12 protein-coding genes are annotated in these 23,733 nt (G+C 45.0%); 10 read left to right on the top strand and 2 right to left on the bottom strand.

The window, feature by feature from the left end:
* Nucleotides 1–31 precede the first annotated feature (31 nt).
* From AAA938_RS01605 to frr, 3 genes are all read left to right on the top strand, one after another.
* Entirely contained in the window at nucleotides 32–526 is a 495-nt protein-coding gene (locus AAA938_RS01605) for an acyl-CoA carboxylase biotin carboxyl carrier protein subunit (protein WP_338226896.1), read from the top strand.
* Nucleotides 527–948: 422 nt separating this feature from the next.
* The gene (gene pyrH, locus AAA938_RS01600; protein ID WP_338222999.1) at nucleotides 949–1,656 is read left to right on the top strand and encodes a UMP kinase; all 708 of its coding nucleotides are present in this window, start codon (nucleotides 949–951) and stop codon (nucleotides 1,654–1,656) included.
* Nucleotides 1,657–1,670: 14 nt separating this feature from the next.
* On the top strand, nucleotides 1,671–2,231 hold the full coding sequence (frr, locus tag AAA938_RS01595) for a ribosome recycling factor (protein WP_338226895.1): 561 nt from the start codon (nucleotides 1,671–1,673) through the stop codon (nucleotides 2,229–2,231).
* A 42-nt stretch (nucleotides 2,232–2,273) separates the two neighbouring features.
* Here the strand turns inward: frr and AAA938_RS01590 are convergent, their stop codons facing one another.
* Nucleotides 2,274–4,937: a DUF5686 and carboxypeptidase regulatory-like domain-containing protein gene (locus tag AAA938_RS01590; protein WP_338226894.1), complete on the bottom strand. Its 2,664-nt coding sequence runs from the start codon at nucleotides 4,935–4,937 to the stop codon at nucleotides 2,274–2,276.
* 542 nt (nucleotides 4,938–5,479) lie between these two features.
* Here AAA938_RS01590 and AAA938_RS01585 point away from each other — a divergent pair.
* The 7 genes from AAA938_RS01585 to AAA938_RS01555 all read left to right on the top strand — a co-directional run bounded on the left by AAA938_RS01585 (nucleotide 5,480) and on the right by AAA938_RS01555 (nucleotide 21,918).
* Entirely contained in the window at nucleotides 5,480–8,473 is a 2,994-nt protein-coding gene (locus AAA938_RS01585) for a SusC/RagA family TonB-linked outer membrane protein (RefSeq protein ID WP_338226893.1), read from the top strand.
* A gap of 19 nt (nucleotides 8,474–8,492) precedes the next feature.
* Nucleotides 8,493–9,983 (top strand): RagB/SusD family nutrient uptake outer membrane protein, encoded by a 1,491-nt coding sequence (locus tag AAA938_RS01580; protein ID WP_338226892.1) that lies wholly within the window; start codon nucleotides 8,493–8,495, stop codon nucleotides 9,981–9,983.
* A 66-nt stretch (nucleotides 9,984–10,049) separates the two neighbouring features.
* Nucleotides 10,050–13,322, top strand: a complete 3,273-nt coding sequence (locus tag AAA938_RS01575; protein WP_338226891.1) for a VCBS repeat-containing protein — start codon at nucleotides 10,050–10,052, stop codon at nucleotides 13,320–13,322.
* Nucleotides 13,288–13,872, top strand: coding sequence for a hypothetical protein (locus tag AAA938_RS01570; protein WP_338226890.1), 585 nt, complete (start codon nucleotides 13,288–13,290; stop codon nucleotides 13,870–13,872). The genes AAA938_RS01575 and AAA938_RS01570 overlap by 35 nt, the downstream gene beginning before the upstream one ends.
* Nucleotides 13,869–17,177, top strand: a complete 3,309-nt coding sequence (locus AAA938_RS01565) for a VCBS repeat-containing protein (protein ID WP_338226889.1) — start codon at nucleotides 13,869–13,871, stop codon at nucleotides 17,175–17,177. Before AAA938_RS01570 ends, AAA938_RS01565 begins: the two co-directional genes overlap by 4 nt.
* Nucleotides 17,174–20,443, top strand: a complete 3,270-nt coding sequence (locus tag AAA938_RS01560) for a VCBS repeat-containing protein (RefSeq protein WP_338226888.1) — start codon at nucleotides 17,174–17,176, stop codon at nucleotides 20,441–20,443. The genes AAA938_RS01565 and AAA938_RS01560 overlap by 4 nt, the downstream gene beginning before the upstream one ends.
* A gap of 125 nt (nucleotides 20,444–20,568) precedes the next feature.
* Nucleotides 20,569–21,918 (top strand): vanadium-dependent haloperoxidase, encoded by a 1,350-nt coding sequence (locus AAA938_RS01555; protein WP_338226887.1) that lies wholly within the window; start codon nucleotides 20,569–20,571, stop codon nucleotides 21,916–21,918.
* 190 nt (nucleotides 21,919–22,108) lie between these two features.
* Here AAA938_RS01555 and AAA938_RS01550 read toward each other — a convergent pair whose 3' ends face one another.
* Nucleotides 22,109–23,230 (bottom strand): 6-bladed beta-propeller, encoded by a 1,122-nt coding sequence (locus AAA938_RS01550; RefSeq protein ID WP_338226886.1) that lies wholly within the window; start codon nucleotides 23,228–23,230, stop codon nucleotides 22,109–22,111.
* Nucleotides 23,231–23,733: the final 503 nt, after the last annotated feature.

The raw sequence follows: 23,733 nt of genomic DNA, 5'->3' as shown, positions 1-23,733 counted from the left end.
AGGATATAAATTTTGATCCAAAATAGCAGGAATGTTTTCAGTAATACTCCAAAACGACACGCATCAGGTAGAAAAAAACGAAGGTTTTTTTCAAGTCAATGGCCAAAAACTCGCCTGGGATATCCAATGGCTGGGCGAGGGAAAAATCCATTTGATCAAAGGAAATGAGTCCATGGAGGCCGAATTAATCGATTGGGACAGGGAAACTCAATCCATGAGAATCCGACTTGGATATCAGACCGCAACTATCCAACTGAAAGACCGCTTTGACCTTTTGCTGGAAAAAATGGGGATGTCCGCTGCAGGCTCCGGTGCACTCAAAGACATCAAAGCTCCTATGCCTGGACTGATTCTAGACTTAAAAGTAAAACCGGGCGATGAAGTCAAAAAAGGAGATGTCGTTTTGATTTTGGAGGCGATGAAAATGGAAAATATCATCAAAGCTCCCGGTGATGGTGTGGTAAAAGAAGTGAAAGTGAATTTGAAACAAAGCGTGGAGAAAAATCAGGTTTTGATTCAGTTCTGAAGTTTACTCCAGTCCAAAAAAATCGTTTAACCTGCTGAAGCTTTGGCAAAGGGTTGGAGCGAATGATCAAGCGGTTTAGTCCAGGAAAATCCGGTTGAAAAACACAGTAAATCGCTCCATTCCCCCGACCACAAATTCTTCTTTCCCTTTCTGAATTCCTTTTAAGATCAATTCAGCAAAGCGCTGGGGTTCCATTCCCTTTTATTTTTCCAGAAATCCCTGGACTTTTTGAGACATTGCCTTAGGATCAATTTACACCATTCTAAGCCAAATTTTATTTTCCTTCTAGCATTATGGATTGAAGAAATTATATTTGTCGGATTGTTAACTCTCCTTTGGGGATAACCCAATCAAATTTTGTCAAATCAAAACCAACAGTCCTTTCATCATAAGGTCAAACACAAGAACCAATTCACCAACCCATGAAATACAAACGAATCCTTCTGAAGCTAAGTGGAGAGGCCCTGATGGGTGAGAAAAAATACGGAATCGATCCGGAGAGGCTTCAGCAGTATGCAGATGAAATCAAAAAAGTCAAAGAACTGGGCGTAGAAATCGCCATTGTGATCGGAGGAGGGAATATTTTCCGGGGCGTACAAGCCGAAAAATCGGGAATTGACCGGGTGCAGGGAGACTATATGGGCATGTTGGCCACCCTTATCAATGCCATGGCTTTGCAAAGTGCCTTGGAGCAAAACGGGATGTTTACCCGATTGATGTCCGGGATCAAAATCGAAAGTGTCTGTGAGCCATTTATCAGAAGAAGAGCTATCCGGCATTTGGAGAAGGGACGAATTGTGATTTTCGGTGCGGGAATTGGCAATCCTTACTTTACCACCGATTCCACTGCAGCACTTCGGGCGATTGAGATCGAGTCAGATGTGGTTTTGAAAGGGACAAGAGTAGACGGAGTATATACTGCAGATCCTGAAAAGGACCTTTCCGCTACCAAATATCATAACATCACCTTTTCGGAAGTTTACGCCAAAAATCTCAGCGTAATGGACATGACCGCCTTCACTCTGTGCCAGGAAAACAACCTTCCGATCATTGTATTTGACATGAATAAAGCAGGAAATCTAAGCAAGCTGGTCTTGGGTGAAGAAATCGGAACCCTTATCACCGCCTAAAAAACACACATACCATGGAAGAAATCGAATTATTTCTGGATGAAGCACAGGAACTGATGCAAAAAGCAGTGGACCACACTGCTGGAGAATTGGTAAAAATCAGAGCAGGCAAAGCAATGCCGAATCTTCTGGACGGGATTATGGTACAATACTATGGCGCCCCTACCCCGCTCAATCAGGTCTCCTCTGTCAATACTCCGGATGCCCGAACATTGGCGATTAAGCCTTTCGAAAGAAACCTGATTTCCGAAATTGAAAAGGCCATCATCAATTCTGATCTAGGTCTGGCACCTCAAAATAACGGCGAAATCATCATTTTGACCATTCCCGCTTTGACAGAAGAACGAAGAGTGCAATTGGTAAAAATGGCCAAGCAGGAATGCGAAACAGGCAAAATATCCATTCGCTCAGTCAGAAAAGAAATCAATGATTCTTTGAAAAAACTCCAAAAAGAAGGAGCCTCTGAGGACGAAGTGAAAAAGGCCGAAGAAAAGGTCCAGAAATTCACTGATCAGTACTCTGCCAAAATCGATGAGCTTCTCGCCAAAAAAGAAGCTGACATCATGAAAGTCTGAGATAAAAGCTCAACAAGCCCGGTTTTCCCAAACCGGGCTTTTTTAATCCTCAAAATTCACATTGATAAAGGTCGCGATTCCAAACAAGGGACCTGCACGGAGAAACTCTCCATTTTCAAACCCTACTCCAACCTCGACCCGGAAGATCCGGAATAGGTTGTCCAGAGAATAGCCGATCTCAGTGTAATGCGGGGAATTTTCTGTTTTGAGGTAATTCACGAAAATATTTTCCCTTAGCCCGGAAAACCTTAGCATGGGGAGTTGGGTAAAGAGAAATTTCCGAAACTGATAGTGTGCGATGCCTGCCACATAAGAGGACGCAGTGCTGTATCGGTAATAATCCATCAGACGATAATTGCTTGCCGGACCGAAATTGGAAAAGATGGTCCGGTTACCTCCAAAATGCTTGAAATCCGCAAAATAAACCCGGTTGTTGTTCAGGAAGGTACCGGCTGTGACATTGAAATCCAACTTCCCGCTGACCCCGAAAGAAAAATCATGCTTGATTCCCAATTCCACTTGGTCAAAATCAGCTGCCTCTCCGCCTCCTGCAAGTTGGGGGATGGCTTTTTGGTAGGAAAAAGTAAGCAGCGGTGAACGTTCGTAGTTCGGCGACTTTCTACCGTTTCGTATGGTATAGGTCAATCCCGGCCTCCACTCCGCAGAGACGCCAAACCGGGCTACCCGATGAGTTCCAAAATCTCCCTCGATTGCTTCCACATTTTCAGGTCGATTGGAAGTGTATTCCCGTTCGGGCTTGTTGTAAAAGCTGTAATCACTCGTATTGAAAAGTTCTCTACGCTCTGCCCAAAGGAAATTGGCCCGATAGGTAAAACCATAATTGACCCGATGAGCCCAATAGACCCTGGTAAAGTCTTGCTCATATAGCTTCATGTAATTTCTCCTCACCAAAAGTGAATAAAAGGCATTGACCTGCTCATTGATGGGTTCGGAAGTATTAAACTGATAAATAAATCGCCCTCCTTCCAAGCCCCAAGTCTGTCCTGAAGTGGGCTGGGTATGAGACCAGCGGAAATTGACTTTCCCATAAAATCGCTGGCTGGAAAAGCCGTACCTCAATTCCGGCTCGATATTGAAGCTCTTCCGGATTCGATTGACGCTATCTGCCAGTTTGATCTCGCTGTACTTTCGATAATACATACCCAATCCCGCCTTCCAACCTTCGACGGTGTTAAAAGAAAACTTGGTCCAGTTTTGCCTAAAGCCTAGAGAAACTCCTTTTCCAAAGCTATAATTTGAACCATTCAGAAAATCAAGGGGCTTGTATTTCGATCGGGCCTTTTTGGCTATGGAGTCCACTTCACTGACTTTGGCAGCCTCTACAGTGGCCAGGCTGTCATCTCTTTTGTAGCCTTCCACTTCCTTATGCGTGAGTGGAACCGGGCGAATGCTGTCCCAATACGCCAAATCTCTTTTTCTCGCCAAAGAATCTACTGAATAATTCCGCTCCGAGACCACGGGGTCTTGTTTCTCCTCGGCTTCCTCTTTGAGCAGTTCTTTTTCATACTGATTGATCAGTTTGCGGTATTCTTTCCGTGTCTTCGGCTCTTCGGTAGCCAATTGCTCCAAAGCAGACTGAGCTTTGTTGACTTTTAGCGCATCTGCGGGGATTTCCTGGACTTTTTCATCAATGATTTCAGGTACCGCAGCCAAATCAGGATTGAGTTTGATCTGATATTCCCGGGTAGAAGCCAGATAGTTGAATTCCCCGGCAAATCCGAAGATCTTACCGCCAAAGGAATAGGTATGAGTGAGGGGCATCCAGACATTATCCGCGACAGGTGCATATTGCTGCTTGGCCGTGATCTCAAAACCAAGGAGGGAGGTTTTCAAATCCAGGCTGAAAATTGCCCACAAGTCTTCTATTATATAAATATATCCCTCGAAGACCTGCTCTCCCCTTGATCGTGGGGTCACCCGGATTTTGCTGACCATGACTCCCTGATCAAAAAAGCTCCCCTCGTAGCGAAACTGATAATATTGAAAAGCATATCGGGAGAGTGGGGACACTATCCCGTTGATCTGATCCTGATAGAAAGAAGTCTGAATATAGGGAGCAGGTGAGGTTCCTTGGTTATCCCCATTGGTACGGATGGAAATGACTTTCTCCTCGACTTTATCCGGTAGCGCAAAAGAGATCCGGGATACCGACTCGGAGGTGTAGGCTTCATTCAGTTTCATGCCCTCTTCTTCCAGTTTTTTCCTCAGGAAAAAAGGAGCATCGGTCAGCTGACCGGTTCCTTTCAGGTAGACGGTCATGGAATACTCCTGAAGCTGAAGTCTGTGATATTTTGCTTTGGCAATTGCTTTCCTCATGATGGTCAGGGCAGGGTCTTCAGCCCCTGCTTGTACCTCCACTGTTTGGAGAGCAATTACCTGCTCCTCCAATACCACATCCAAATCAACCCACTGATCCTTGACTTCCACTGTGATGAGTTGGGACTTGTAGCCTAAAAACTGGATTAGAACATCGTAAAATCCAGGCTGAAGTCTATACTCATAGCGCCCGTTTTCATTGGTAGGCACCCCATCCTCGAGATTTCGGATAAAAACTGAGGCAAAAGGCAAAGGCTCCTGATTTTTATTGGTCACCAATCCCCGAATTCCCTGAGAGAAAAGAGGGGGGAGAGAAAGCAGAAAAAGCAAGGAAAAGCAGAGCAGAAAAGCCCGAGAAGAAAGAGTCATGAACAAAATGAAATGTTTACTCTATAAAGATGCAAATTGATACGAAGAGGTTGTTTCAGAGTTTGATTTTCTAATAGAAATTAACATATCTAGGCTTTAAGCTCGGAACACTTATTAATTAATATATTTCCCGAGTAAGCCTAACTGAAATACCTCTAATCGACAATTGGATGGAAATCAACTAAACGAATTCATTCTTTTATTTTAACAAGGAAGCCCTCTTACTTCTTTAAAAATTTTAAAAATGTCCCTAGCGTGCTGGAAAAGGGCTTTCTGCAAAATGAAGAAATTTTAAAATAATTAATAAAAATTGATTTTTTTAATAGTGTTTAAAAGGAAAACGTTTTCCATTAAATAAATGTCAACAAAAAATAATTTTCATTAAGCAATTGTTAAAATTAGGATTATTCCATTACAGATGGGGTTTTCTGTTACAGGATTTGGTAAATGTTAACATTTGCAAAATTAAAATTATTGCTTCACCTTAGAATTGAAATTAAGTACTCATACCTATTTCGCTTTTTCAAAAAACAAAAAACCCTATGAGAAATTATTTACCAAAACTCAAGTCGTTGCTGCTTGCGATGGTGCTTACCCTAGGCACGATAGCATTCGCCAACGCCCAAAGCCGCACCCTAACAGGTACCGTATTGGATGCGTCCTTTGGAGACCCTGTTCCGGGTGCGACCGTGCTGATCAAAGGCACTACCCGTGGAACTGCGACCGATTTGGACGGAAAGTTTAGCCTTCCGCTTCAGGCCGGAGATCAGATTCTTGTCGTTTCTTTTGTGGGCTACCTGACCCAGGAAATCGAAATCGGCAATCAGTCTTCCATCACCATCAATTTGGAGGAAGACATCCAAAGCCTTCAAGAAGCCGTGGTTATCGGTTACGGTAGCCAGGACAAGAAGGAAATCACTTCTGCAGTTGTCGGAGTAAAGCCAGAAGACTTCAACAGAGGTAACGTATCAAACCCAGCTCAGCTTTTGCAAGGTAAAGTAGCGGGTCTTTCCATCACACGCCCAGGCGGTAACCCAAACAATGCATTTAATGTGCGTTTGAGAGGTCTTTCCACCTTTGGAGCCAACTCTTCTCCGCTTATCGTATTGGACGGTGTTATCGGAGCTTCCATTGAAAACGTCGATCCAAATGACATTCAGTCCATCGATGTATTGAAGGATGGTTCTGCAGCAGCTATCTATGGTGCTAGAGGTTCTTCCGGGGTAATTTTGATTACAACCACCCGTCAGGGCAAAAAAGAAGGAACAACCAATGTTACCATCAACTCTTTTGCAACCCTTGATCAAGCTACTAACTTGATTCCTACACTTTCTCCTGAAGAATTTGTAGCAAGAGGCGGCACTGACTTTGGTAGCAGAACAGATTGGAGAGATGAGTTGATCGATGACGCTCTTTCTTTCACTACCAATGCGAGTGTTTCCGGAAGCTTCGGAAATTCCAGCTACATGGCTTCTGTCAACTACCGGGACAACAATGGTATCGTAAACGGTGTAGGTAATGAAAGATTGAACACCCGTTTGAATCTTTCTCAGGGCGCATTGAACAATCGCTTGAGATTCAATGTAAACTTGTCTTTCACCAACGTAGATTCTGAATCCATCAATGATGCTGCCTTCAGATACGCTACAATCTATAACCCAACTGCTCCGATCTTCGAAGATACTGAAGATGCCAGAAACAGATTTGGAGGATACTTCCAAAGAGATTTGTTCGACTTCTTTAACCCAGTAGCGCTTGCAAGACAGCAGCGATTTGTGGGCGAAACCAAAACTGCTTTGGTTTCTTACCGAGCTGAATTTGACATCCTAGATAATTTGACAGTTTCTGCACAATATTCTCAGGATAGAAGAAATACACTTTCTGGAGGATTCTGGTCACTTCAGGATTTCCAAGTAGGTCTAGGTGCTCAAGGTTCTGCCGAAAGAGCAACCTTCGACAGAAAGCAAAGAATCTTTGAAACCACGCTGAGATATGAAACTGACCTTAGCGATAAGCTAAACATGACCTTACTGGGTGGTGCTGGTATCCAATACACAACCAACCAAGGATTCAATGCGAGAGTAAGACAATATCTTTTCGATTTGGGATGGAATAACCTTGGAGCAGGTGCTATCCGACTAGGTAACAATACAAGCGTATCTTCCTTTGCAAATGAAGATCAGTTGAATTCCTTATTCGGTAGAGCTAACTTCAACTGGGACAACATGTTCTTCGTATCTGCCTCTGTCAGAGCAGAAACCTATTCCGGATTTGGTGCTAACAACCAAACAGGTTACTTCCCTGCATTCTCTGTAGGTTCTGACTTCACCCAGATTTTTGATATGGGTATCTTCAGCCAATTCAAGCCTAGAGTTTCATATGGTGTGACTGGTAACTTGCCTCCTTCACCAACCTTGGCTTTGGGTGTTTTTGGAAACGGTAACCGTATCGACTTGGATGGTGATCCATTAACTGAGAATGATATTTTCGTTGGTATCAACCAATTCTCAAACCCTAACAGAGACTTGAAGTGGGAAACCAAGAAGGAATTCAACGTAGGGGTTGACTTTGGAATCTGGAATGGAAAAGTGACTGGTAGCATCGATTACTACACCAGAAACATTTCTGACCTCCTTTTCAATGTACCGGTAGCAGCTGGTGCTCCTAACCCATTTGACCCAGGACGATTCAATACCGCAGGTTCCACTTGGGTAAACCTGGCTGATTTGAGAGCCGCAGGTTTTGAATTTGTAACTAGTGTGAATCAGATCGGAAAAGGTACTTTCAAATGGAGCCCTACTTTCAACTTCACCATCTATGACAAAACCACTATTGAAAGCTTGTCAAACGGTGAATTGGGCTTTGAAGAGTTGAGATTTGCTACTCCTGGTTCTCCGGGTCAGAACAACAACCCTATCATCTATAACAGAGTAGGCCAAAACTTGGGTGACATCTATGGACCTACAGTAATCGGATTTACTGAGGCTGGAGAATATATCCTAGACACTACAGATCCTAACGAGTGGACAAAAGTAGGTAATGGCCTTCCAAAAGGTGAATTCGGTTTTGCCAACTCATTTACTTATGGAGCTTGGTCCTTGAATGTATTCTTGAGAGGTGCTTGGGGTCACGATTTGTACAACTCTTACAGAGGTTTCTATGAAAACGCTGACACCCCATCAAACACTTGGAACTCTGTAATCACTGACAAAACCCCAACCAATCCATTGGTAACTTCGTCTCCTACAATGAATAACACTGTGGTGGAAGATGCTTCCTTTGTCAGATTAGACAACATGGAATTGGGATACAATATCCCAACAAAATCAGCGAATTTGAGTTCTTTAAGAGTGTATTTGGCAGCTCAGAACCTGTTCACAATTACAGGATATACAGGTATCGATCCAGAAGTTCGAATCAATGATGCTGAAAATGGCGATGCGTTCACTTCAGCACTATCTCCAGGACTTGAGCGAAGAAATACTTACTTCCAAACTCGTTCATTCACTTTGGGTGTAACCGTAAACTTTAAATAACCAATCAAATTCTACAGATATGTTTAAATCAGTAAAAAAAATCTGTTTAGTGCTCCCGGTGGTATTTGCCATGGGTGCATGTCAGGAATTGGAGCAGGAGGTTTTGGATGGCGTGACGGCGGATGATATTGCAAACAGTACCAATCCGAATTTGATTGACGTCCTCAAAGCTTCCGCGTACTCCAGAATCGTAGGTTCATGGGGAGGCCATAACAGTATTTGGTCTATCAATGAAGTTGCTTCAGATGAAATGTCAATCCCTCAAAAAGGTGCTGACTGGGAAGATGGTGGGCAATGGCTGAGAATGCACAGACACCTTTGGAATCCATCCGAAGAATCATTCAACAACTCTTGGGCTTATTGCTACAGCGCAATTGGTGAAATCAACAACTTGATTATCTCCTATCCGGATGTTACTGCGTTGACCAGCGAATTGAAAGTACTTCGAGCTTTGATTTACATGTGGTTGATCGATTCTTTCGGTAATGTGCCTATTATCGATGAAAACTCCACCGGTGGTAATCCTTCCAATAGCTCCAGAGCAGAGGTATTCGCATTTATCGAATCTTCTATCGAGGATAATATTGATGCATTGCCAGAGGAAGGTTCTAAGTATTACATCAACTACTTCACGGCAAAAGCCATGTTGGCCAGATTGTACATCAATGCTGAAATCTACACGGGTACGGCAAGATGGGCTGATGCAGAAGCTGCAGCTAATGAGGTAATCAATAGCGGAAAATATTCCCTGACCAGTAACTTCTTTGCCAACTTCGGTGAAAGAAACAATGGTTCGACAGAGAATATTCTTACCCTTCCTTATGATCAAAACAACGCAGGTGGCTTCAACCTAGCGCAGATGACTTTGCACTACTTGAGTCAAAATACCTTTAACCTTCAGGAGCAGCCTTGGAATGGATATGCCTCTTTGGAAGAGTTTTACAATAGCTTTGATGACCAAGACGCTCGTAAAAACTCTTTCTTGGTAGGTCCTCAATTCTCTTCAGACGGCAGCAGATTGCTTGATATCTCAGCAGAACCAAATGATCCAGACGGTGAGCCTTTGACTTTCACTCCTGAGATCAACATGCTTGCTCCAAACGCCTTCAGACAAGCAGGAGTTAGAGTGGGTAAATTTGAATTTGCTTCCGGAGCTGCTTCCAGCTTGAATAACGATTATCCTTTGATCAGATTGGGAGAAATCATCCTGATCAAAGCAGAAGCTGCTCTTCGTCAAGGCAAAACCGCAGATGCATTGGCTGCTGTTAATCAAATCAGAACCCGTGCCGGTATGCCAGCTTATGCAAGCATTACCTTGGACGAGCTCTTCAATGAAATCGGACGTGAGATGTTTGCCGAAGCTAACAGAAGAACTGCTCAGATCCGTTTTGGAAAGTGGAGCCAGCCTTGGTGGGAAAAAGATCAATCCGCAGCTTTCCGCGTTTTGTTCCCTATTCCTTTGAACCAAATCAATGCTAACCCTAACCTGACGCAAAACCCAGGTTATTAATAGCACAGATTGCTAAATTTGAAAAGAAGTGTGCTTCGGTACACTTCTTTTTTTTACCCCGTATTCATGAGAAGTCATTTCATTCTCTTTGCTGCTTTACTTCTTCTTATTTCCTGCAAAAAGGAAAATGAGACACTTTTTGTCCGATTGGAAAATTCCAAAACCGGCCTTGTATTCAGAAATGACTTGAAGTATACAGAAACGGTAAATCCCTACACCTTTCGAAACTTTTATAATGGTGCAGGAGTGGCCATAGGCGACCTCAACAACGACGGATTACCGGATATTTTTTTTGCAAGAAATCAAACCTCCAATCGTCTCTTCCTCAATCTCGGAGAGATGAAATTCAAAGACATTACCCTAGAAGCAGGCCTGGATTCAGAAGGCTACTGGACCACCGGAGTCAGCATGGCCGATATCAACGGGGACGGGCTGCTGGATTTATACATCTGCAAATCCGGCCCCATGGGAGGAGAAAAGCGTCACAATGAACTTTTTATAAATCAGGGAAACCTTACTTTTTTGGAACAAGCTAGAGCCTACGGGCTAGCCGAAACTGGACTCAGTCAGCACGCAGTTTTCTTTGATTACGACAGAGACGGGGACTTGGATATGTACCTCCTAAGCAATTCAGGTCGTTCTGTCGGTATCTATGATTTGAGAGCAGGCCAAAGAGAAATCAGAGATCCGGAAGGGGGAAATAAGCTCTTTCGAAACGACGGAGATCGGTTTGCCGATGTATCTGTGGAAGCCGGAATCTATGGGAGTGCAATAGGATATGGCCTCGGAGTCACCGTAGCCGACCTCAACGGAGACCAATGGCCTGACCTTTACGTTTCTAATGACTTTTTCGAAAGAGATTACCTCTACCTCAACAATCAGGACGGTAGCTTCAGTGAGGTTTTACCCGAGCTGCTGCCTGAAATCAGCATGGGTTCCATGGGTGCGGACATCGCTGACCTGGACAACGATACCCGACCGGATATTTTTGTAACTGAAATGCTACCTGCCACTTGGGAGCGGATCAAAACCAAAACTCCGTTTGAGGAATGGGATAAGTATCAGGCCAATGTGCAAGCCGGATATCACCATCAGTTTACCCGAAATACATTACAGAGAAACCTGGGATTCCGACCGGGAACTCAGACTCCGATTTGGGCAGAAGTAGCCCGATATGCGGGAGTCGAAGCGACTGATTGGAGTTGGGGGGCTTTGATTTTTGATGCAGATTTAGATGGGCAAAAAGACATCTTTGTGGCCAATGGCATTGTCAAAGACCTGACCGACTTTGACTACGTGGATTTTTATGTCAACAATCAGAGCAAAATCCAGGAATTCAAAGAAGATTCGGTGCTGGTCACTCAGATGATCGATGCCTTCCCTTCCTCTCCTCAGTCCAATTATTGGTTCAAAAATTTAGGCAATTGGCAATTTGAAAATCAGGCGGAAAAAGAAGGATTAGCTACCCCCACCTTCAGCACAGGGGCCGCCTATGCGGACTTGGACAACGATGGTGATCTGGATTTGGTTGTCAATAATCTAAATGAGGAGGTTTTTCTCTACCAAAACCAGGCAGTAGATCAGAAAAAGGGAAATTTCCTCACCGTGGATTTGAATCAGTCTTTTGGGGCAAAGGTTTTTGTCTACTCGGAGGGAAAAACACTTTTCCAAGAATACCAACCCGTCAAGGGCTATATGTCTTCGGTAGATTCCCGGGTTCATTTTGGATTAGGGAAGGCAGAAGTGATTGATTCCATTGAAGTGCTTTGGCCGGATGGTACGAGAAACCTTTTTCCAAAAGTCCAAGCTAATCAAATCTGGAAACCGGAAAAGCAGATTCAGGACTTCGAGTTGACTTCCAGTTCCAATTCCCCTACCCCATTCCTTTCCTCCGAAATTGAGCTTCCTTTTGCTCATCAAGAAAGTGAGTTTGTGGATTTCGATCGGGACAGGCTTCGGTTTTGGATGATCAGCAACGAAGGCCCAAAGACTGTGTCAGCAGATATCAATGGAGACGGATTGGAGGATATTTTCCTTCCCGGACCAAAAGGACAAGCCTCCCAAATGCTTTTGCAGCAGGCTTCCGGAAGCTTTGTTTCCAGTCAATCGGCCCTTTTTGAACAAGATGCCTTAGCTGAGGATGTCACGGCCACTTTCTTTGATGCCAACGGGGACTCCTTTCCTGATTTGCTCGTAGGAAGTGGCGGAATCGAGAATTCTAATTTTTCCCCGACCTATTCCGACCGCTTGTACCTCAATGACGGTAAGGGAAACTTCACCGAAAGCAGTCAACTCTTTGCCTCCACCCCCACCTCCTTTATGGAAGTGTTGGATTGGGACAAGGATGGAGATCAAGATTTGATCATTGGGGAGCGAGCTGTTCCTTTTGCTTACGGAATTCCTGCAGGAATTCAGTTTTGGGAAAACGACGGCAAAGGAAACTTTTCCGATCAAAGTGCTAATTACCCCGAATTGAGGCAACTGGGGATGCTCACAGACGGCAAAATCTCCGACTTGGATGGAGACGGAAACCCTGAACTCATTCTCGTTGGAGAATGGATGCCTGTTCGGATTTTCTCCTTGGAAGGAGAAAAATGGATCGAAAAAACAGCAGAATATGGTTTTTCAGAAACCTCTGGCCTTTGGAACTGCCTGAAAATAGCCGACGTAAACGGGGATGGAAAGCCGGATATCCTGGCAGGAAATCTGGGACTCAACTCCCGAATCCGTACCTCAGCTACCTCTCCCCTACAGCTGATCATCAATGATTTTGATCAAAATGGAAGTGTGGAGCAGATCCTTTCCAGAAAAGAAGCTTCAGGCACCATCCCTTTGGTTTTGAAAAACCCCTTGCTCAAGCAGATTCCATCTTTGAAGAAGCAACTCACAACCTATTCAGCTTATCAGAACGCCAGTTTGGAGTCGCTTTTTCCTCCTGCAGTTTGGTCAAAATCCCTAACTTTGCAGGCGGATTTGCTGGCTACTTCCCTCTGGCTCAACGGAGCAGCAGGTCAGTTCACTAAAGTCGACCTACCCCACGAAATCCAGCTGTCTCCGGTATATTCCATTGCAGTCATTCCAAGACCAGATTCCTTACCCTTACTGGTTTTTGCAGGAAATCAAAGCCGCATCAAACCAGAGCTAGGAACCCAAATGGGAAGCTATGCCTGGGTTTTGACTCCTTTGGAAAATGGGACCTGGAAAACCCTCCTACCGGAAGAAAGTGGCCTCTTTGTGCCCGGAGAAACGAGAAGTTGGCTTCAAATCCCAATCAAACAGAAATTACATTTAGTCGCATTTAGAAATGATGATACGCCCTTGGCTTTTGAAATACGTTAGTATAGGATTGGTCGCCCTGCTTTTTTCCTGCAAATCTGACTATCAGAAGTTGGAGGAAAGAGAGTTAGCTTCTGGAAAACAGGTCAATGAACTGTTCCTCGGCTTGGAGTTGGGCATGACTCGCAAGGACTTTTTTCAAACCTGCTGGGACCTGAACAAGGAAGGCGTCCTGACAAATGGGCCTACCGAACTCTCCGTGGAATATAGCCTCACCCTTCCCTCTGGAAATCCTGCCAAAATGCGATTTTATCCCCAGTTTGAAGAGGATAAAATCTACCTGATGCCCGCAGAAATCACCTACGAAAACTGGGCTCCCTGGAATGAAGAGCTTAGCGTGGAAAATCTTCGGGCCGATGTGGTTAAGTTGATGGAAAGCTGGTATGGGCCGGGTTTCTTGGAAATCTCCGACACCGATCAGTCCAAAGTGGTATTTGTAAAAATGGACGGAAACCGACGAATCCGCGTTTTCAAAAAGCATATCTCCTCAGTCAGAGTGGAAATCAGCGATCTGCCCACAGAGAAAAAATTAAAAGCAAGCCCCCAATCATGAGAAAATTCCTTCTTCCTGTATTAATTCTGGGTCTTGCGATTTCTTGCGGGGAAAAAAAGCCTTCCGAGCCTACGCTTTTTTCGGAAATCAGTCCTGAGTCCTCCGGAGTTGACTTCCGAAATGACCTGAGCTTTCAGGAGGAATTCAACATTTTTACTTACAGAAATTTCTATAACGGTGGCGGAGTCGCGATCGGAGATGTTAACAATGACGGACTGGTGGACCTCTACTTTACAGCCAACTTAGGTCCAAACCGGCTATACCTAAACAAAGGTGATTTCAAGTTTGAAGAGGTCACGGAAAAGGCAGGAGTGGCAGGGACAAGAGCTTGGAGCACAGGAGTGGCCATGGCTGATGTCAATGGAGACGGATGGCTGGACATCTATGTCTGCAACTCAGGAGATATTTCGGGAGACAACAAGCAGAATGAGCTTTTCATCAACCAAGGAGATGGTACTTTCCAGGAAAAAGCGGAAGAATACGGGCTTGCTGATCAGGGATTTTCTACCCATGCAGTCTTCTTTGATTACGACAAGGATGGTGATTTGGACGTCTACCTGCTCAATAATTCCTATCAGGCCATCGGCTCTTTCAATAAAATGCAGAATGAGCGTCCCAAGCGTGACCCTGTGGGAGGAGATAAGCTCTTCAGAAATGAGGGAGACCGATTTGTGGACGTGAGTGAGGAAGCCGGAATCTATGGTTCGATTATCGGCTTTGGATTGGGGATTACCATCGGGGATGTAAATCAGGACTCTTGGCCGGATATATTCATCTCCAATGACTTTTTTGAAAAAGACTACCTCTACATCAACAACCAGGACGGAACTTTCACCGAATCTCTGGAATCCTACATGCGATCCATCTCGGCTGCATCCATGGGAGCGGACATTGCAGATATGAACGGGGACGGACTGCTTGATATTTTCGTGACCGATATGCTTCCCGAGCCGCAGACTAGGCTGAAGCAGGTGACGACTTTCGAAAATTGGGATAAATTTCAGTTTAATAAGCAGCACGGCTACCATTACCAGTTTTCCAGAAACATGCTCCACCTCAACAACGGGGACGGGACTTTTAGCGAAATCGGTCGCCTTGCAGGAGTGGAAGCCACGGATTGGAGCTGGGGGGCTTTGCTTTTCGACATGGACAGCGACGGGCAGCGGGATATCTTCGTAGCCAACGGAATCTATCAGGATATCACCGACCTGGACTACCTGAATTTTATCGATGATGAGCAGACTAAGATCAAAATCATCTCTCAGGAAGGGGTGGATTATCGGGCCCTGATTGACCCGATTCCCGTGAATCCCGTACCCAACTACGCTTTTCAAAATCAGGGAAACCTCAAGTTTGAAAATAAAGCAGAAGCCTGGGGCTTGGGAAAAGCCATCCATTCCAACGGGGCTGCTTACGGGGATTTGGACAATGACGGCATGCTCGATCTAGTGATCAACAATGTCAATCAACCTGCTCAAATCTTCAGAAACCAAAGCAAAACCCTGCTTCCTGAGCATCATTCCATTCAGTTTGTATTGGAAGGAAAGGAGAAAAATACGCATGCTATCGGCACGCAGATTCGGGTAATTTCCGGTGAAAAACTCTTTTATCTGGAACAGATGCCAAACCGGGGATTTCAGTCCTCGGTAGATCCCAAACTGACTTTGGGATTGGGTTCGGTATCGATTTTGGAAAAAGTTGAGGTCCTTTGGCCCGATGGAAAATACACCCTTTTAGAAAATATCCCTGCTGATCAAGTGCTTTCTCTCAAGTGGACCGATGCAGGTGATCTTCCCGAAGGACAATCCTTTTTCCTATCCCCAAACAGTCCTTTCTACTTCCAAAAAGAAACTGCTTCCAACTTGGAGTTTACCCATCAGGACAACGAGTTTGTTGATTTTGACCGGGACCGGTTGACCTATTTTATGCTTTCCACAGAAGGCCCTGCTTTTGCCAAAGGAGATGTAAATGGAGATGGAATCGAGGACTTGTTTTTTGGAGGGGGAAAAACCTTTGCTGGAAAGCTCTATATCGGAGAGGCCAATGGCACTTACCGTTTGGTTTCTCAGGAAGCCTTTGAAGCCAATGCCTTGTCTGAGGACACGGATGCTGTCTTTTTTGATGCAGATGGGGATGGAGATTTAGACCTTTTTGTTACCTCAGGAGGAAATGAATCCGGCTTTGGATCGTCTGACCTAGCGGATCGCCTGTACATCAATGACGGCAAAGGAAACTTTGAGGCTGGATTCAGCACTGCGCTTGGAGGCGTATTCGGAAGCAGCGGAAGTGTAAGCGTTTTGGATATCAATGGAGATGGGGCCTTGGACCTTTTTGTGGGCGGAAGGCTGGTTCCCTTCACCTATGGAGCCCCTGCCGACTCCCAACTTTGGATTAATGACGGAAAAGGGAATTTCACCGAGCAGTCTTCCTCCCTCGCCCCGGAATTAAAAGGCTTGGAGATGGTCACTGCTTCCCAAGCTTTGGATTGGGATGGGGACGGAAACATGGACTTGGCAGTAGTAGGAGACTGGATGGCCCCCACTCTATTTAGAAATGCCGGTGGCAAACTCGAAAAAATCCTTCTTCCTGAGTCCGATCAACTTATGGGCTGGTACCGGTCTCTGGAAGTTGCTGACCTGAACGGAGACGGATTACCGGATTTGATTTTGGGAAATCAGGGACTAAACTCCCGATTCAAGCCCCGAACCGATCGTCCTATTCATCTTTATCTCAATGATTTTGATCAAAATGGATCAATCGAGCAGATTTATACGCAAAGCGTCGCAGGAAAAGAAATTCCTTATACACTCAAGCATGAGCTGGAAAAGCAAGTCCCCGGAATCAAGAAGAAATACATCCGATACACTGATTATAACGGAGAAGCACTTTCCGACATTTTCCCTGCGGAAATTCTGGATAAATCCATCGTCCAAACTGTCAATTCCTTTGAATCCGGAGTATTGATGAATCAGGGCGAGGGCAAGTTTTCCTGGATAGCATTCCCCACTTCCGCTCAGAAAACTTGGACCTATGCCATTCAAGTCGGTGACTTTAACGAAGATGGAAACCAAGACATCCTTTTGGGTGGAAATCTCTATGGGGTCAAACCTGAAATGGGAAAATATGACGCAGGCTACGGAGAGCTGCTTCTCGGAAAAGGTGACGGAACCTTCGAATTCCTTCCCAACCGTCTTCATGGGTTAAAATTGGAAGGGGACATCCGTGCGCTTAGTTTGCTGGAAGGAAATCAGCTTCTCGTTGTGAAAAATAAAGGGCAGGCAGAAATCTGGAGGATATCGAAATGAAAATCCGCTTCCTTTTTCTTTCTTTCTTTCTCTTGGGAGGTCTTTTTTCCTGCCAAAAACAGGAAGAACAAAAAGACACACTTTTCCAGCTTCGATCTTCGGAAGAGACCGGGATCGACTTTGCCAATACCCTGACTTCCAATGGGGAACTGAATATTCTGGAGTACCTCTACTTTTACAACGGAGGAGGCGTGGCCGCAGGAGATATCAATAATGATGGCTGGGTGGATTTGTACTTTACCGGGAATCAGGTCCCCAACAAGCTTTACCTCAACCGGGGCAACTTTCAGTTTGAGGATATTACTGAATCCGCAGGGGTATCTGGTTCCGGAGGCTGGTCCACAGGGGTGACCATGGCCGATGTCAACGGAGATGGGCTTTTGGACATTTATGTCTGTCAGGTAGGAGATTTTGGAAGTATTCAGGGACAAAACCGGCTCTATCTCAATCTAGGAGAGGGAAAGTTTCGGGAGGCGGCAGAGGAATTCGGTCTCGCTTATCGAGGATTCAGCACGCATGCAGTATTTTTTGACTACGACCGGGATGGAGACCTGGATCTCTATCTCCTCAACCATAACGTCAAGTCGCCGGAGGTTTTTACCCAAGCCAAAAACAGAGACAACTATGACCCAAGCGGGGATCAGTTGTATAAAAACCTACTGAATGAAGGAGGCAAAGGATTTGAAAATGTAACCGAGAGCTCAGGAATCTATTCCAGTATTCTTGGATTTGGATTGGGAGTGGCTGTCGAAGACTTCAACGGAGACGGTTGGCTGGACTTGTACGTATCGAACGACTTCACCGAAAACGACTACCTCTATCTCAACAATCAGGACGGAACTTTCCGCGAGGCATTGGAAGAAATGATCTCTAATACCAGCCGGTATAGCATGGGAAATGACGCCGCAGATCTGAATGGAGACGGTTTTCCGGAGATTTTCACTACAGACATGCTGCCCGAGAATCCCGAAATCTGGATGAAATCCGTAGGCGAAGACAAGGCAGAAGTCTATCAAATCAAGGAGCGCTTCGGCTACTCGGATCAATACGTGAGAAATCACCTTCAGCTCAACCAATCCGGTGACCAATTTGCAGAAATCGCCCTTTTCTCGGGAGTCTATGCTTCGGATTGGAGCTGGTCTCCCTTGCTGTTTGACATGGACAATGACGGGCTGACAGACATCCATGTAACCAATGGGATCACCAAACGCCCCAATGACTTGGATTTTATCCAATACAGTCAGGATGCAGATGCCAAAACCCCGATGGAGGAGCTTCGCAAAAAGCAAATTGACCTACTTCCCCAATTGAAGATCGCCAATTTTGCCTGGAAAAATATCGGGGATCTCCGCTTTGAAAATCAGGCTCAGGCGCTGGGTTTGGATCAGGAGAGCTATTCCAATGGGTCCACTTATGCGGATTTGGACAATGACGGAGACCTGGATTTGATCGTGAACAATATCGATCAGGAAGCTTTTGTCTACGAAAATCACAGCGAAAAATCCGGAAATCATCACCTCACTCTCAAGCTCAAAGGAAGTGCCGGCAATCCCCAAGGAATCGGCTCAAAAGTGACTCTTTTTGCCTCAGGAAAAGCTCTCACTCAGCGCCTGAGTACTTCCCGGGGATTCCAGTCTGGCCCCTCAACCACGCTGGTTTTCGGTTTGGGAAAAGCCGAAAAAGCCGACTCCATCCGTGTAGAGTGGCCTGAAGGCGAATCGGAAGCCTTTTCCGGAAGCCCATCCAATCAAAACCTGCTTTTGGAAAAAGGAAAAGGGGAATCGCGAGATGCTGATTCCCTGCAAATCATTCCCCAATCTTCCGAACCCTCATTTCAAATCCCATGGATTCATCAAGAAAAGACCGAGGTGGATTTTCTCAAGCGGGAATATCTTGCCCCCAAAAGCTTTACCCAAATGGGCCCTGCTTTGGCAGTAGGAGACGTCAATGGGGACGGCTTGGATGACCTCTATCTCGGCGGAGCCATGGATCAGCCCGGGGCGATCTTTTTGCAAAGTCCCGAAGGGAAGTTTGAAAAAGCGGAAAATCCCGTATTCCGCCAATTGGCCAAAGCCGAAGATGTAGTGGCGGAATTTGCGGATTTCAATGGAGACGGGAATCTGGACCTCTTTGTGGGCAGCGGAGGCAATGAGTACGCCTCCGGCAACCTGTTTAATTTTGACCGGATTTTCTTAGGAGATGGTCAGGGAAAATTCACTTTTTCCATGAATTCCCTGCCTCCTGTGGGGGAAAATACCTCTTGTGTCGCCGTGCATGATGTAGATGGAGACGGAGACTTGGACTTGTTTGTAGGTGCAGGAGTGAAAACAGGAGACTACGGCGCTTCTCCCAAATCCGTTTTGCTGATCAATCAGGGACGGGGACAGTTTCGGGAAGAGACTTCCCTTTGGTTCGGTCCTTCCATGGACTTCGGCATGGTGCAGGCCGCGAGATTTGCCGATTGGGATGGGGACGGAAAAGCCGAATTAATCCTGGCAGGAGACTGGAGTCCGGTCCGGATTTTTTCTTTTGAGAATGGAAAAGCAGAAGAGGTTCAAGTCAAAGGTTTGGCGTATTCCGCGGGCTGGATTTCAGCCTTGGAGGTAGCCGATGTGGATGGAAATGGACTGCCGGATATCTTGGCAGGAAATCTGGGGCTCAACTCCAAGCTCAAAGCAAGTCAGGAAAAACCCGTTTGGCTTTACCACTCCGATTTCGATGGCAATGGACAGGCCGATCCGCTTATTTTCCACTACATGGGAGAAAAATTGGTGCCTTTTGCCACCCGGGACGACCTTATCCGACAGATTCCAGAAATCAAGAAAAAGCATACTTCCTACGCAGAATACGCCAAAATCCAGCAACCTGAGGATCTTTTCTCCAAAGAAAAACTGGCTCAGGCCCGAAAACTTCCCGCTTACGAGTTTCGATCTGGCGTGTACCTTCAGGAAGAACCCGGTGTGTTCCGTTTCGTTCCTTTCCCAGATGAGGCCCAATGGAGTCCGGTAATGAGCTTGGCTTTTTCTCCCGCAACCCAAAAAATCGCTTTGGGCTTTAACTCTTCAGACCTGCGGGTGGACTTGGGAAAATCCCTCAGTGGCAGACCTCTGCTTCTCAGCTGGAAAAACAATTCCTGGAGCCTGGAATATCCAAAAATCCCAAAAAGCTCCAATTCGGAAATACGACAGATCAAAGAAATCCGCTGGAAAGGAATCCCATTGGTTCTCGGAGCAGAAAACAACGGAACCCTTATCCCGTACCAATAAAAAGCTGAGCTAAATCATTTGTCCTTGGCGGGCTAATTGGTAGCTTTGAAGTCTCATGTAAGTTGATAAATCGCTCAAACCCAATCTGGAGCAATCTTTATCACACTTAATTTGAAAAACCCACTATGCGTACGTTTAAAATAACCCTAAGCGCCTTCTTTCTGGTTCTGTTGGCTTTTTCCTGTCAGGAGAAAAAGGACTATTCCCAGGCCATCACAGACGGAAGCTACTTCCACCGGGCTCAAAACCGGATCACCGAAGTCATCATTCATGACATCTTCTCCCCTCCCGTGGCAGCGAGGATTTATTCCTATGCTTCCTTGGCCGCATACGAAGTAGCTGCTGCCACCGACCCAACTCAATATGCCTCCCTGATGGGTCAATTGAACGGTTCGGAACCCATACAGGTAAGCGTGCCGGAAGGAATCTATCCTCCCTTGGCGGCTTTGGCGGCCTACTATCAGGTAGGGACGGCTTTGATTTTCTCCGAAAATATGATGCACGAGCATCGGGATGCCATCTATGCGGAATTGAAAGAAAAAGGAATCCCTTCCGACGTATTTGAGGCTTCTCTGGCTTTTGGGGCTGAAATCGCCAATCAGGTGATCGCTTACTCCAAAAAGGACAATTACCACCAAAGCCGTTCTTTCCCCAAGTACACGGTAGTCAGCGACCCGGGCACTTGGCAGCCGACTCCTCCTGCCTACATGGAGGCCATCGAACCGCATTGGAACAAGATCAGAACCTTTGTCCTCGACTCTGCCGCCCAATTCAAACCTCTCCCTCCTCCTCCCTTCTCTACCGAACCGGGTTCTCCATTCTACGAGTTGGCAAAGGAAGTGTATGAGGCGGACATCAACGCTACTCAGGAAAACAAGGACATCGCCATGTTTTGGGATTGCAATCCTTACAAGATGAATGTAAAAGGGCACGTGATGTTTGCGGAGAAAAAAATCACCCCCGGAGGTCACTGGATGAGTATTGCCTCCATTGCCGCTGCGGGTGCAGGCAAGGACTGGAAAGGAACCGTGGAAGCCTTGGCTTTGACGGGCATTTCCCTCAATGAGGCCTTTATCTCCTGCTGGGACGAAAAATACCGCAGCAAGCTCATCCGCCCTGAGACTTACATCAATCAGCATATCGACGAGGATTGGGTTCCCCTGCTACAGACTCCTCCTTTTCCTGAACATACCAGCGGACACAGTGTAGCCTCTGCTGCCTCGGCTTATACCTTGGCTCAGCTTTTCGGAGATGAGTTTCATCTGGTAGACAGCTCTGAAGTGAACTATGGATTACCGATCCGGGAGTTTGATTCCTTTTCCCAAGCGGCACAGGAAGCAGCAATCAGCCGATTTTACGGAGGGATTCATTACCGCCCTGCGATTGAGTACGGGGTCACTCAGGGTACTCAAGTGGGAGAATTGATCTGGAAAAAGATCTCGACCAAGCCGGAGAGGGTGGCAATGGAGAAGTAATTCTGAAATTAGAAGTCAGAAAGCTGAAAGAAGTAAGAATTTAGACGCAAGACATTAGACTCAAGATTGGAAATAGAAGATCTTGATTAGGTAAAATAAAATCCCGGGCGTAGAGCTCGGGATTTTTTGATTTGAGGTCTGTTTTACAGATAATTTCCAAAAGTCTCCTGGCGAAAACCAAAGGATTTAATCAAAACTTGAACTTGCAGAACAATAAAACCGGATTGTCCCCTTCAGTTGTAGTTGCCATTGCTGTTTTAGCTTTTTCAGGGAAATTAGATAGATCGCTTGGCAATTGAGCAGGGTCGATAGCTGCTAGAAACCAATCTGCTGTGCTAAAGGTAAAGGCTAATGGATTTGTATAGGTGATGTCATTTTCCAGATTCATAAAATTGATCAAATAGGTACTTTGATTTTTTTTATTTCTAAGTGAAAAATAAGGATTCATCGAATTGAGGAAGTAAAGCATCTGATAGTCGGAATTTTCCAAAAACAATTGGTTGACTGCATACTCGGCCATCCTTTCTTCCAATTGATCGGAATTCATGTTGGATTCCGGCTTAAAAGCCTTTTCCTCGTGATCAATAAACAAATGAGGAATTGGGGTTCCTTGGTCATTGATGGAAAAAATTGTGTCATTCAGGTAGCGCCGATAAATCACTGTTCCGTCTTGCAGCTTAGACAAAGGCGAGAGAATCAGTTGGTCGACGGTTCTGTTTTGGTATGGGAAAAAGCTTTTTGCATTTCTAAAGCTGGGATCGGTAGTCATCAAGTTTGGCTCGGTACCCCCATTGATAAATACATATCCCTTGTCTTTATTCTTTTCAATTCTAAAACCAGCAACCCCAGTTTTTTGGGAGTCGACAAAATTTCCTTCAAGATCAAATCGCAGCAGATTTTCTGGATTGTCATAGAGGTAAACATATTTTCCGTCAATAAACAGGTCAATCGGATTGTTAAACTCACCTGGGCCTCCACCTTTTCTTCCGATATTTCTAATATGTTTCCCCTGAATATCAAAAACCTTAACAGGCTGAGGACTCAAAGGATCCAACACAAAGATTCGATCATTTTCCAAAATGACCTTTTCAATTTTCACAATAAGTGATGAATCATTTGTCTCCAATGGCACCAAAAAGTAATTGTCTTGGATAAGAGCACTTACCTTCTTCTCCGAACTTTCGAAAGAAGTGATTTTCCAAGAGTCGAGTGAATTTATGTTTTCTTCACTATCATTACTACAGGAAAAAAATAAAATAGAAATAGATAGAAGGTAAATAAGTGGCAAGGTTTTTTTGAAGTTAATTATCATGGTAAATCAAGATATTAAGGAATCAGTGCATTACTCCTAAAACTTTTTGACATCAAATAAAGTTTTATAAATAAATAATTTTTAATTGAACTTGGTGAGATAGACTAAGATTTACATAATCGATCTTGTAAATAGGGAGGACTAATCCTCCCCTTATAAAACATTAACAGTTTCTAGTTACATCTCCGCAAGAGCATGGTAAACCATCCCCGTTTACCAAACATGCTTCATAACTACCTTGGAAAAGACCACAACTTTGTCTTTTCCATAGGCATTGATCACCTGGTAGTGATTCATCTGCCTTCAAATTTTGATTGAACATCAGGACTGATCCCAAAAACGCCAGTCCGAAGAATACTTTTTTCATAGTTTTTAAAGAGTTTGATTTGGTTAAAAAGTTCTTGGCCAAAAACGGCTTCATTTTGAAGCTGAAACTAAGTTAAGTTCAGTCCGATGTTTACGCAATACCTAGGCTGTTAATTTTAATGATAATTACAGGAAAG

Origin of the sequence: Algoriphagus taiwanensis, assembly GCF_036245645.1 — a bacterium.
Classification (GTDB): domain Bacteria; phylum Bacteroidota; class Bacteroidia; order Cytophagales; family Cyclobacteriaceae; genus Algoriphagus; species Algoriphagus taiwanensis.
Note: the sequence above shows the minus strand (reverse complement) of the source record. Positions and strands in the feature narration are given on the sequence as shown.